Raw genomic sequence first — 13,012 nt, forward strand, 5'->3', positions numbered from 1 at the left:
AAACGGCTTTGATTTTTGAACAATATAAATAAATGCATGAAATACATATTTCTTATCATATTCTTCCTCAGTCTCACGGCTCAAGCACAGGTTGTAAATAAAACAGATTCAAACCAACTTCCGAAGAAGGATGAAGATACCCTGGTCATAGACTCCGGGAAAAAAGACTCCTTAAAAATATTCAAACCTACAATCAATGATTATCAGTATCAGACCCAGTTTTCTGAAAAGAAAATATTTGATACGGTAATGACTTCTGATAAAACACATATATTTTCACAATACAACAATAAAGACAATTTTGGGAGAATACAGTTTTCCAATATTGGTTCAGGATTTAATCCGCTTTCCTATGAAGTAAATGCTGAGCAGAATTTGGCTTTATTACCAACCAATAAATCTTATGGGATTTTAGGAATCAATGATGTCAAATACTATGATGTGAAAACCCCTACAGCTACCTTTATCTATCATAATTCTATGAAAAACGGGGCAGCATTGAAATCTACCTATACCCAGAATATCGGGAAGAGATTTAATTTTGCATTAGAATATATGGGGCTCCGTTCACAAGGTCTGTATAGAAATTCATTGGCATCCAATAACAATACATTATTTTCAGGGCATTATATAAGCAAAAGCGGAAATTATGAATTATTTGCGCATTACTTGCATCAGAATGTAAACAACCAGGAAAATGGCGGAATTGTTGAGGATGATCTTTTCCAGGAAGGGAACAGTGATTTCAGAAACAGGCTCAATGCTGAAGTGAATCTGGCATCTTCAAGCTCGCAGTTTTCTTATAGAAGATATTATTTAAGCCACCAGTTTACCCCTTTTAATTCAGAGAAATTTCCTTTCAGGATCAGACATACGATTTCTAACCAGGGAAATAAATATTACTACGCACAGGATGCTTTAGAAAGCTATTGGTATAATACGCCGGCCGAAATTGTTGACGGATTTCCCCTTTCCACTAAAAAATATTCAAATAATTTCAGCAATACAGTAAGTCTGGTTTTCGATAATGAAAAGTTTAAATTGGATGCGGGTGTTCGTTACCAGATGTTGAAATTCGGTTCGACAGAGATTTCTTTACCCGGTTTACCCATCCCCAACGAGATCAAAGAAAACAGATTGGGAGCAGTTGGGAATTTACAGATCAAGCTTTTAAAAAAAATTCAGCTGAATTCATTTGTAGAATTTTCTAATGGAAGCCAGTTCGGAAATTATGTGAAAACAACAAATAATTTAAAATTTGAGCCGATCAAAGATTATTTTGTTAATGCTAAAGTGAATTTCCAGAGTGCTTATCCTTCTTTTAATTACCTTATAAATACTTCAATATATAATAACCTGAATTATTATCTTCAGGATGCTAAAAATCAATCGATCACTGAAATTGGAGGAAATATTAATTTGAAATGGTTTAAAACAGAATTATTTGTCAACTATTTCAGAATTGATAATTATACCTATTTTGATCAGTTTGCCATGCCGAAACAGAGCCAAAGCTCTTTGAATATTTCGCAAATCGGAGGAGATGCAACCTTTAGTTATGGTAATTTTCATTTAAATACCAGAGTTCAGTTCCAGAATGCTTTGACGAATAAAGAATTATATCCGATGCCTGGATTTATAGGCCGGGCCAATTTCTTTTATCAGGCTAAAGCGTTCAAAAAAGCGGCGGAAGTTCAGGCAGGTATAAAAGTATATTATTTCTCGAAGTTTGCTTCAAGAGATTATTCGCCGATGCTTAACGAGTATCTTTTACCAAATTCCAATTCATTTTCAATAGGCGGGCAACCCATTGCCGATATTTACTTTAACATGAAAGTAAAGAAAATGTTCTTCTTTATCGAAGGACAGCAGATTGGCACCCTTATTTCGAATAATAAAGCCTATGCATTCCCACATTATCCGGTTTACGACTTTAGACTGAATATCGGGATTGTATGGTATTTGTTCAACTAAAAAACTCAGTTAAAGTTGAAAACAATCAATAAAATATCGTTTACCGATATCGAGAGTATACCTCAGTTAATAAAAGATTTTTTAAATCATAAAATTGAAGGTTTCGAAGAAAATACTTTTTCTTTGGATCATTTCAGAAAACAGATTCATTTAAAGCAGCAATCTTTCACATCAGAACAAAGAAACGTTTTATCTGATACTTTAAAAAAACAGCTTTCAAGCCTTACTTTGTCCACAAGGCAAAAAGAAAATATAGAAAATTTAAAACAGCCGAACACGTTCACGATTACTACGGGGCATCAGTTAAACCTGTTTTCAGGACCTGTTTTCTTTGTCTATAAAATTTTGCAGACCATTAAAACCTGTACCTATTTAAAAGAAAACTTCCCTGATTTTAATTTTGTACCGGTATATTGGATGGCTTCGGAAGATCATGATTTTGCTGAGATCAACCATTTTAAAACTGAAAATAATTATTACGAGATCAATGAGAAATCCGGTGGACCGGTTGGAAGAATCAAGATCAATGATACCTTTTTCATCTCTGAATTTGAGAAAGAATTTAAAGATTCTATTTTCGGGACAGAGTTGATTTTAATGCTGAAAGAAGCATATAAAACGGGAAATACTCTGACAGAGTCCATTAAAACATTAGTCAACAGACTTTTTTCCGATTTAGGATTATTAATTCTTGACGGTGATTCTAATGAACTGAAAACCCAGATCAAAGATATTTTCAAAGACGAGCTTCTTCATTTCAGTTTACACAATGTCTCAAAAGAAAAAGTAAATTTTCTGACTGAAAAATATGGGAAAGTACAGGTAAATCCAAGAGAGATTAATCTGTTTTATCTTTCTGACACCAGGGACAGAATTGATTTTGATGGACAGAAATATAATATCGTCGATAAAAATATTCAGTTTACGGAAAGCGAAATAATCAGTGAACTGGAAAACTCACCCGAAAAGTTTAGCCCGAATGCATTGATGCGTCCTGTTTATCAGGAAAAAGTATTACCGAATCTGGCTTACATCGGTGGAAATGCAGAAATCATGTACTGGCTGGAGCTGAAAGATTATTTTTCAAAAATCAATATTCCGTTTCCGGTTCTTATTCCGAGAAATTCAATGCTGTTTTTAAAAGAAAAGACATTGAAAAAAATAGATAAGCTTGATTTGAAAATAGATGACTTTTTTCAAAACTTTACGGTCCTTACAAATAATAAAATTTTAGGAGATCACGCAATCCTGAAATTGCTTGATGAAAAAGAAAATCTTCTGATCAATCAGTTTTCCATGTTAAGATCTGCTGCGGAAACCACAGAAAAGTCATTCGGAAATATGGTGAAGGCTGAAGAAATAAGACAGCTTAAATCATTTAAAAGAATGAAAAAACGTCTTCTGCATGCAGAAAAAATAAAGCAGAAAGAGTTATTGGAAAGACTTGAAAACCTTTTCTTAGATGTACATCCTTCTAAAACCTGGCAGGAAAGAGTCTATAATTTTAGCGTATTTTTTGCAGATTACGGATATTCGTGGCTTGAAACTTGTTTAGAAGAAATGGTGGTTCAAGAATCCAAATTAATAATTGTTGCCATTTAATTTTAAAGAAGTATTTTTGTAAATATAATTATCGACTATGATAAAGAGGTTTTTTATTCTATCCGGTTTATGTATGGTTTTGAGTGTTTCCGCTCAACAATCTCACACGGTTGTAAAAGGAGATACTCCTTACAATATTGCTAAGAAGTATGGAATAAGTGTAGATGAGTTGCTCAGATTAAATCCGAAATTTAAAGACGGTAAGCTGGCAATCGGAGATGTTTTAACCGTTAAATCTGATAAAAGCACCACTTCAGCTCCTAAAGCTGTTACGGAAAAGCCAAAATCTAACACTTCTTCTCAGACTGGTAAAATTGTTTTGCAGCCTAAACAAACCATTTATGGAATTACAAAACAATACCGGATCTCAGAAGCAGATCTGAGAAAGTTCAATCCTGAGCTTGATTCCCATATGAAAATCGGAGATGAGATTACCCTGCCTCTTGACAGCATAAAAAAATATGGCGGCGATCAGCAAACGGCGGTGGTGACAACAACAAAACCGATAGTCAAACCTGCTGAAACAACAGTGGAAACTCCGGCTGCTTCCGTAGCAGAAGGAGAATCATATACCATTCAGTCTAAAGATAATTATTACAGGATTTCAAAACAATTTGGAATTACCCAGCAGGAACTTTTTGCTTTAAATCCCGGATTGGAAGAAAAAGGGTTGAAGCCGGGAGAAACGATTAAAGTTAAAAAACTGAATACAGAAGTTGTTTCTGAACCGGTTAATAATAAAACTAAAATGGATTCCGGAAACGAAAGAACTACGGAAAATACATCAGAAACGGTTGCCGTTTCACAAGATGAATATGTAACCTATACCGTTCAACAGGGAGATACCGTTTTTTCTATCGTAAATAAATACGGAATCTCTATTGATGAATTAATTGCCCTGAACCCTGAACTTTCAAAAGGGTTGAAAACAGGAATGGTTTTAAAAATTAAAAAGCTTGATCCGGGCTATGTGAAAAAGAGCGGTGATGCTCTAAGTGTCGTATTGATGCTTCCTTTCGGATACAATACCAATGAAACCCAATACAGGGCCATGGCACTGGATTTCTTAACCGGGGCAAAATTAGCGATCGAAAGAAACGCAGGAAGCGGACAAAAATTAGATATCAAAGTAGTGGATTCAGGAAATGAAGCTTCATTTAAAAATTCGCTAACACAGATAAACCCGAATAATACCGATTTGATTATCGGGCCATTCTTTAAATCTAATGTCATCGATGTCCTGGATTTTACCAAAAATCAGAAAATTCCTATTGTAGCACCATTTGCCAACTCTCCGGAATTATACAATTACAGCAATCTTGTAATCATTGAAACCAATGATCAAACTTACGCTGATAAAATCGTTGAAGAAGTAAAAGCCACTTATTCAGATCAGAAGATTTATGTGGTTGCTGACAGTAAAAAAGAACTTGCCAATTATATTAAAGCAGGCCTTGAAAAAGCCGTTAAAAATCCAAATATAACGATTGTCAATTCTCCGGCTGAAATACAACTGGATAAGAATATGATGACCGGCCAGTCGGCACCGGTAATTGCAATCCTGGCGAGTGATAATGACAGTACCGGTGAAGCATTTTCAAATAAAGTAATTGCATTGTCAAAAGAAGTACAGGGAATGAAAGCATTCAGTATGTATTTTGTACCAAGCTTTGAGAAAAAAGTAGACGACCTGAGTCAGGCAAGTCTGGTTTATCTGATGGACAGAAAAATTAATACAGAAGGAAGTTTTGAAAAAGAAATCCTGGCTGCATATAAAGCCAAGTATTGTAAAGCCCCGGCTAAATATGCGATCATAGGTTTTGATGTTGTGAATGACATGCTGACCAGAGAAAACAAAAAAGGCGAGCTTTTTAAACAAATGAATAAAGTTCAGACGCAGCTTGCTACAAAATTTGAATACGTAAAATCAAAAGCCAACGGAGCATATGTAAATACCGGCTACCGTGTGATACGTTTAGTTCCTTAAGATATTTATTTATGTTAAATAATATTTTTAACATTATATCTATATTTGCATAATATTTTAAATTAATACATGAAAGCACTTGTATTTCCTGGGCAGGGTTCTCAATTCGATGGGATGGGAAAAGAATTATATGATTCTCGAAAAGACATAAAGGATTTGATGGAATCTGCCAATGAAATTTTAGGTTTCGATATCCTTTCCATTATGTTTAATGGAGCAGATGAAGACTTGAAGAAAACGGAGGTTACCCAGCCTTCAATTTTTATACATTCAGTAGCTGCTTTGAAAGCAGTAAACGGTCTTGGAGCAGAAATGGTTGCAGGACATTCTTTGGGCGAATTTTCAGCCTTAGTGGCAAACGGCGTTCTGTCGTTTGATGACGGACTGAAATTAGTATCCGAAAGAGCAAAAGCAATGCAGGAGGCCTGTGATGCCAATCCAAGTTCTATGGCAGCAATTTTAGGATTGGAAGATGCTAAAGTTGAAGAAATCTGCGCACAGATCAACGGGATCGTTGTTCCGGCTAATTACAATTGTCCCGGACAATTAGTGATCTCCGGAGAAACGGCAGCCGTTGAAGAAGCCTGCATCAAATTAAAAGAGGCAGGAGCCAAGAGAGCATTATTATTGCCTGTAAACGGAGCATTCCATTCTCCATTGATGCAACCCGCACAAGAAAGGCTGGCCGCTGCTATCGAATTGACTAAATTCAGAAAAGCAACAATTCCTGTTTATCAGAATATCACTACGACAGCCATTACAAACCCTGAAGAGATCAAACAGAACCTGATCGCACAATTAACAGGGCCTGTAAAATGGACACAATCTGTGCAGAATATGATTAAAGACGGTGCCACTAATTTCGTTGAAGTTGGACCCGGAAAAACGCTTCAGGGACTGATCAAGAAAATTGACGGTTCTGTAGATGTTGCCTCTGCCATCTAAATAAAAAATTATGAGCGGAATATTTTCACCGGGAAAGCTGATGCTTACTTCAGAATATTTCGCGATAGACGGAGCTCTTGTCTTAGCGATACCTACCAAGCTGGGACAAGAGTTTTTTTTTGATGAAAAAGATGATCAGAAATCACTTATTTTCTGGGAAGCCTATCATCAGAACAAATTATGGCTGAAAGCTGGCATCGACTATAAAAACTGGCAGGTTTTAGAAACCAATATTCCTTCAGGTGCCGAATTTATCCTGAAAACCCTGAAAAATGTTCAGGATCTTTCTGAAACGAAATTCAAAGGCACTCATTCCTATTACTTAAAGACAAACCTTCAGTTTCCGGCAGACTATGGCCTTGGAAGCAGCTCTACGCTGATGAATAATCTGGCTGAATGGGCTGAAATAGATCCTTTTCATTTAAATTCGATCAGCCTGGGAGGCAGCGGATATGATATTGCCGTAGCAAAAGAGAAATCTGCCGTCCTTTTTCAGAGCAAACCTGAGATCAGATATGAAAAGGTAAACTTTAATCCATCCTTTAAAAACGATTTGATTTTTATTCATTTAAATCAAAAGCAGGACAGCCGTGAAGGCATTGCACTTTACAAATCCAAAACGAAGTCTCAAAAACTGATTGATGAGTTTTCCGATCTTACAAGAAATATTTTGTTATGTAATGAATTGGAAAATTTTTCTCAATTAATGTTCTTTCATGAACAAAAAATATCTGATTTTATTGAAATTCCTACAGTTAAACAAAAAAAATTCGCTGATTGTCCCTCATTCGTTAAAAGTCTTGGTGCCTGGGGCGGAGATTTTGTAATGAGTGCAAAATTTGAGGGGTTTAAGGACTATTTTTGGGGAAAAGGTTTTACGACTGTTTTCGATTGGAATGATTTAATTTATTTGTAATCAGCTGGTTACATCAAGGTTTTTTTCTTTGGTATTCTGACTTATATCATTATATTTATCCACCTTTAACAATTAATTAATATTTAATTTTGTTGAACCCAAAAAGAAATAGAAAATATAAGTAAAATGAAACACGCTAAAATCATCCAGGATTTAGAAAAATTAGGGATTAAAGGAGACTATAAAATGATGTATAATCCTTCTTTCGAAGAATTATATCAGGCTGAAGTATCTCCTGAAAATCAAGGCTTTGAGAAAGCTGAGCTTACGGAATCTGGTGCAGTATCTGTACAAACAGGAATTTTCACAGGTCGTTCACCTAAAGACAGATATATCGTTCAGGATGATGTTACAAGAGACACAATTTTCTGGGATGGTAAAGTGAATTTACCCACAACACCGGAAATTTTCCAGTCTTGTAAGGAATTAGTGCTGAACCAGCTTTCAACATCAAAGAAAATTTATGTCGTAGATGCTTTTTGTGGAACGAATGCAGATACAAGGCTAAAAGTAAGATTCATCGTTGAAGTGGCATGGCAGGCGCATTTCGTTACTAATATGTTTATCCGTCCCTCTCACTATGAGCTTGAAAACTTCGGCGAGCCGGATTTCATCGTAATAAACGGTTCTAAAACGACAAACCCTGATTGGGAAGCACAAGGATTAAACTCTGAAAACTTCGTGATGTTTAACCTTACTGAAAAATTACAGATCATTGGTGGTACATGGTACGGCGGAGAAATGAAGAAAGGTATGTTTGCCATGATGAATTACTATCTTCCGTTGAAAGGAATGGCTTCAATGCACTGTTCTGCAAACGTAGGTGAAGAAGGCGATGTTGCTTTGTTTTTCGGTCTTTCAGGAACAGGAAAAACAACATTGTCTGCAGATCCGAAAAGATACCTGATCGGTGATGACGAGCATGGTTGGGATAACAACGGAGTTTTCAATTACGAAGGCGGTTGCTATGCCAAAGTAATTGATTTGTCTGAAGAAAAAGAACCGGATATTTTCAGAGCGATTAAAAGAGATGCGCTTCTTGAAAACGTTGTGGTCAATAATGGTGTTTCTGATTATACAGACGGATCGATCACAGAAAATACAAGAGTTTCCTATCCGATTTATCATATTAATAAAATCGTTTTACCATCTAAAGCAGGGCATGCTAAAAAGATTGTTTACCTTTCTGCAGATGCGTTCGGAGTATTGCCTCCGGTATCCATTTTGGATGAAAACCAGGCACAATATCACTTCCTTTGCGGGTATACTTCAAAATTAGCCGGAACTGAAAGAGGAATTACAGAACCTGAACCGTCTTTCTCACCTGCATTCGGTGAAGCATTCCTTACATTACACCCAACGATGTATTCTAAAACATTGATCGGTAAAATGAAAGAACACGGAGCTAAAGCTTATCTGGTAAACACTGGCTGGAACGGTACAGGAAAAAGAATTTCCTTAAAAGATACAAGAGCAATCATTGATGCAATCATCGACGGTTCCATTGAAAATGCTCTAAAAACAAGAGTTCCGATTATGAACCTTGAGATCCCGACTTCTTTACCAAATGTTTCGGAAGGTATTTTAGATCCTAGAAATACATACGGCGATGCTGCCGAGTGGGAAGAAAAAGCGAAAGATCTTGCTGCAAAATATATCAAAAACTTTGATCAGTATTGCAATACCGAAGAAGGTAAGAAATTAATTTCTTCAGGCCCTCAATTACAGGAACAGACAATTTAATCAATATAAAGCCTCATCAACTGATGAGGCTTTTTTATATCTTTTCTCAAAGTTCCAATCATCTGTGAAAACCTGAATAATCAATATGTGGTTAAAATCGACTAATATTTTAAACTAAGAATTGCCAATCGGTATCCATCCATTCCAAAACCGGATAAAACAGCATCACTACAGGCTGCAGTCACAGATTTCTGACGGAACTCTTCCCTTTTATAAATATTGCTGATATGCACTTCAATCTTAGGTTTGCGGATATTTTTTAAACAATCGGCAATCGCATAAGAATAGTGAGTGAAAGCCCCCGGATTAATGACCACAGCATCAAAATCATCTTCCTGAAGCCTGTTGATCAGTTCTCCTTCAATATTAGACTGATAGTAGGTTAGCTCATAAGACGAAAATTCCGATCTCAATTTATCAAGATAATCTTCCATAGATAAATTGCCATAGATTTCAGGTTCTCTTGTGCCCAACAGATTCAGATTGGGTCCGTTTACTAATAAAACTTTCATACCATAAAATTAAAAACTTTTTTCAATTGAGGTTTAAATTTATTCTTTTTATTCTTTTTTTATTTTTGAATTATTTTTAATGATATTTCTCATATTTAAAGATTTATCAATTTATTTAACTGCTTATTTTAGTGGTTTTTAAAATAATTTTAACTTAATTTTCATAAAATTATAATTAAAAATATTAAAGTCTACTTGTTTTATAGACTAATTGTTTTTAGATTTGCAACCATATTTCGATCGGCTTATAAAGAAAGACGGAGGGAACTGACCCTGTGAAGTCTTAACAACCTGCATCGTGCAAGGTGTTACATTCAGCCTTAAAGGAAAAATAAGCATTAGGTTTATCATATTTATTGATACCCTTTGCTGTGCTTTCTGCAAAGGGTTAATTTTTAATATTTGATAAATAAAATTGATTATGGTTAGTAAGAATTTATTTAATGCTAAAATTTGGATTCCACCTGTTGCTGTGTTTTTCTTGGGAATTACCGGCGTAAAAGGTCAGGAGACAAAAAAAGATACACTTCGTGAAAAAGAAATAGATGAAGTAGTGGTAGTTGCTTATGGTAAAGCAAAAAAGACAAGCTATACCGGTTCCGTAGCAACAATTTCGAGTGAGAAAATCAACAACAGGCCTGTTACCAATATTACAAAAGCTCTGGAAGGACAGGTTCCGGGATTACAGGCAGTAAGTGCATCGGGACAGCCCGGTTCTACAGCATCAATCCGGATCAGGGGAATTGGTTCTGTGAGTGCTTCAAGCAATCCATTATTTGTAGTAGACGGAATTCCGTTTGACGGAAACATAAACTCGATCAGTCCGAATGATATTGAATCAATCAGTGTTTTAAAAGATGCCACAGCAAGTTCTTTATACGGATCAAGGGGAGCAAACGGTGTTATTATTATCACCACAAAATCCGGAAAAAAAGGAGAATCAAGAGTTAACTTCAATATCAGTCAGGGTTTTTCAGGCAGAGCGGTGAAAGATTACAAGCAGGTAAATACCGACCAGTATTACCAGCTGTATTGGGAAGCCTTGAGAAACGGGTATAAATCAAGCCAGGTTTCATCACAACAGGCCGCTCAGATGGCAACGGATAATTTAGTGAATGCATTAGGAATAAATCCTTATGGGCCAAATTACGCAAAACCTGTAGGTACAGACGGAAGGCTTCTTTCAGGAGCAACCCCTTTATGGAATGACAACTGGAAGGATATTCTTCAGCGAGTGGCTTCAAGAAATCAGGTAGACCTGGATATCAGTGGCGGAAGTGAAAAAAGCAATTATTATTTTTCATTAGGATACCTTGATGATAAAGGAATTGCCATAGAATCCGGTTTCAGGAAATACAGTACCAGATTAAAGGTAAATACGGAAGTTAAAAAATGGCTGAATGTTGGAGCAAATCTAAGCTATACCAACAGCCTTCAGGAAGCTCCGCCTTCTTCAGACTCCAGAACAGATAATATTATCAATGCAGCAAGGGTGATTCCTTCATTTTATCCTTACTATGAAAGGAATGCAGACGGAAGCTATAAGCTTGATGCAGCGGGAAACAATATTTATGATTTCGGAAAATACCGGCCTACAAGTGCTTTGCAGAATGAAAATGCAGCAGCAACCCTACCCTTGGACAAAAACGAAAACAGGGAAGATAACTTTTCCGGAAAAGGATTCGCAGAATTTACTTTCTTACCCGAGCTGAAGTTTAAAACCAGCTTTTCAGTTGATCTGGTAAATTATAACGGACATTATTACACAAATCCATTATTGGGTGAAGGAGCGGAAATCGGAGGCTCGGTAACGAAAACCAATTCCAGGACACTTTCTTATACAACGAGTAATATTCTGACGTATGATAAAAAATTCGGGCAGCACCATTTTAATATTCTGGGCGGTCAGGAATTTTATCATTATGAATACCAGACCATATCCGGAAACAGAAGCCAGTTTTCACTGCCATATTATTATGAGCCGGATGCGGCAGCTTTGTTAGGTGGTTTTAGCGGAAATAGTGATAAGTTAGGCTTACTGAGTTTTTTAGGTAAAGTGGAATATGATTTTAAAAATACATATTTCATCTCCGGATCAGTGAGGGCAGATGGTTCCTCAAGGTTCTCTCCCGAAAACAGATGGGGAACTTTCTGGTCAGTGGGTGGTTCCTGGAAAGCTTCCAATGAAGATTTTATTAAAAGCTTAAATGTTTTCAATCAGCTTACCCTTCGTGCAAGTTACGGAGGCCAGGGAAATGATAAATTAAGTACTTATTACGCTTATCAGAGTTTATATGCTTTCTATAATAACCTCGGAGAAGGCGGGACAGTGGCAAGCAGGCTCCCGACACCGGACCTTAAATGGGAAACCAACCTCAATTTAAATGTAGGATTGGAATTCGCGATTCTTAAAAACAGAATCAAGGGGAATGTAGAATATTTCCAGCGCCAGAGTAAAGATCTTTTATTTGACATGCCATTGGCACCGTCATTAGGTTTTAGCGGTTATCAGGCTAATATCGGGGAGTTAAAAAATACCGGATTTGAATTCTCATTATTCACGACTCCTGTTAAACATGATAATTTCCAGTGGGATGTAGATCTGAACCTGAGTACTTTAAATAATAAGATAACAAAGCTTCCCAAAGGTTCCATCGTAAGCGGCACAAAACTATTGCAGGTAGGAGGTTCGATCTATGACTTCTTTATTCCGGAATGGATGGGCGTTGATCCTGGCAACGGAGCTCCTTTATGGAAATATATTTACCAGGATGCAAACGGAAACACGGTAGAAGGAACCACTTCAGAGTATGCAAAAGCGACAAAAACCTTACAGGGTTCTTCACTTCCCAAAGTGATGGGGGGGCTTACAACAAGTATTACCTATAAAAACTTTGATTTTTCAGGATTGCTGACCTTCAGTATTGGGGGAAAAATTTTGGATACAGACTATACTTCGATCATGCATAACGGAAGCGCGGCAGGAAGAGCCTGGAGTGCAGAAATGCTGAACCGTTGGACGCCGGAAAATCCGAATACTGATGTTCCTGCTTTGAGTACCACAACAAATAACTGGACTTCGGCATCTTCAAGATTTCTGTATTCGGGGACGTATGCAAGAGTGAAGAATGTGAGTTTAGGATATACCCTTCCGTCAGATTATTTTGAAAGATTGGGGCTTAAAAAATTCAGGATTTATGTTCAGGCGGAAAACCTTTTAACCTTCTATAAACATAAAGGAATGGATCCGGAGCAGACCCTTGACGGAACAACCTACTACAGGTATCCGGCAATGAGAACGATCACTTTCGGGCTTCAGGCCACTCTTTAATC

8 protein-coding genes and 1 riboswitch are annotated in these 13,012 nt (G+C 36.6%); of the genes, 7 read left to right on the top strand and 1 reads right to left on the bottom strand.

Going from position 1 to position 13,012, the window contains the following annotated elements; translation table 11 throughout:
* Positions 1–36: 36 nt before the first annotated feature.
* From AB8P06_RS03040 to pckA, 6 genes are all read left to right on the top strand, one after another.
* Positions 37–1,974, top strand: coding sequence for a putative porin (locus AB8P06_RS03040; RefSeq protein ID WP_369837695.1), 1,938 nt, complete (start codon positions 37–39; stop codon positions 1,972–1,974).
* 15 nt (positions 1,975–1,989) lie between these two features.
* Entirely contained in the window at positions 1,990–3,576 is a 1,587-nt protein-coding gene (bshC, locus tag AB8P06_RS03045) for a bacillithiol biosynthesis cysteine-adding enzyme BshC (RefSeq protein ID WP_369837698.1), read from the top strand.
* 37 nt (positions 3,577–3,613) lie between these two features.
* Complete coding sequence (locus AB8P06_RS03050) at positions 3,614–5,563, top strand: LysM peptidoglycan-binding domain-containing protein (RefSeq protein ID WP_369837701.1); 1,950 nt, start codon at positions 3,614–3,616, stop codon at positions 5,561–5,563.
* A 69-nt stretch (positions 5,564–5,632) separates the two neighbouring features.
* Positions 5,633–6,508 carry an ACP S-malonyltransferase gene (gene fabD, locus AB8P06_RS03055; RefSeq protein ID WP_369837704.1) on the top strand — a complete coding sequence of 292 codons (876 nt, stop codon included), beginning with the start codon at positions 5,633–5,635 and terminating at the stop codon, positions 6,506–6,508.
* A 10-nt stretch (positions 6,509–6,518) separates the two neighbouring features.
* Positions 6,519–7,424, top strand: coding sequence for a GYDIA family GHMP kinase (locus AB8P06_RS03060; protein ID WP_369837707.1), 906 nt, complete (start codon positions 6,519–6,521; stop codon positions 7,422–7,424).
* A 126-nt stretch (positions 7,425–7,550) separates the two neighbouring features.
* Positions 7,551–9,167: a phosphoenolpyruvate carboxykinase (ATP) gene (gene pckA, locus AB8P06_RS03065; RefSeq protein WP_369837710.1), complete on the top strand. Its 1,617-nt coding sequence runs from the start codon at positions 7,551–7,553 to the stop codon at positions 9,165–9,167.
* A gap of 101 nt (positions 9,168–9,268) precedes the next feature.
* On the opposite strand, the gene AB8P06_RS03070 is transcribed toward pckA, so the two are convergent.
* Complete coding sequence (locus AB8P06_RS03070) at positions 9,269–9,679, bottom strand: type II 3-dehydroquinate dehydratase (RefSeq protein ID WP_369837713.1); 411 nt, start codon at positions 9,677–9,679, stop codon at positions 9,269–9,271.
* A 242-nt stretch (positions 9,680–9,921) separates the two neighbouring features.
* Positions 9,922–10,017: riboswitch (SAM riboswitch) on the top strand.
* 83 nt (positions 10,018–10,100) lie between these two features.
* Between AB8P06_RS03070 and AB8P06_RS03075 the strand changes: the two genes are divergently transcribed.
* Complete coding sequence (locus AB8P06_RS03075) at positions 10,101–13,010, top strand: SusC/RagA family TonB-linked outer membrane protein (protein ID WP_369837716.1); 2,910 nt, start codon at positions 10,101–10,103, stop codon at positions 13,008–13,010.
* Positions 13,011–13,012: the final 2 nt, after the last annotated feature.

The organism is Chryseobacterium tongliaonense, from assembly GCF_041224435.1.
GTDB lineage: Bacteria > Bacteroidota > Bacteroidia > Flavobacteriales > Weeksellaceae > Chryseobacterium > Chryseobacterium tongliaoense.

Bases quoted from the DNA above. Each gene is read 5' to 3' on its own strand.
- fabD (WP_369837704.1), top strand. From the start codon at position 5,633: ATGAAAGCACTTGTATTTCCTGGGCAGGGTTCTCAATTCGATGGGATG.
- AB8P06_RS03050 (WP_369837701.1), top strand. From the start codon at position 3,614: ATGATAAAGAGGTTTTTTATTCTATCCGGTTTATGTATGGTTTTGAGT.
- pckA (WP_369837710.1), top strand. From the start codon at position 7,551: ATGAAACACGCTAAAATCATCCAGGATTTAGAAAAATTAGGGATTAAA.
- AB8P06_RS03075 (WP_369837716.1), top strand. From the start codon at position 10,101: ATGGTTAGTAAGAATTTATTTAATGCTAAAATTTGGATTCCACCTGTT.
- AB8P06_RS03060 (WP_369837707.1), top strand. From the start codon at position 6,519: ATGAGCGGAATATTTTCACCGGGAAAGCTGATGCTTACTTCAGAATAT.
- AB8P06_RS03070 (WP_369837713.1), bottom strand. From the start codon at position 9,679: ATGAAAGTTTTATTAGTAAACGGACCCAATCTGAATCTGTTGGGCACA.
- AB8P06_RS03040 (WP_369837695.1), top strand. From the start codon at position 37: ATGAAATACATATTTCTTATCATATTCTTCCTCAGTCTCACGGCTCAA.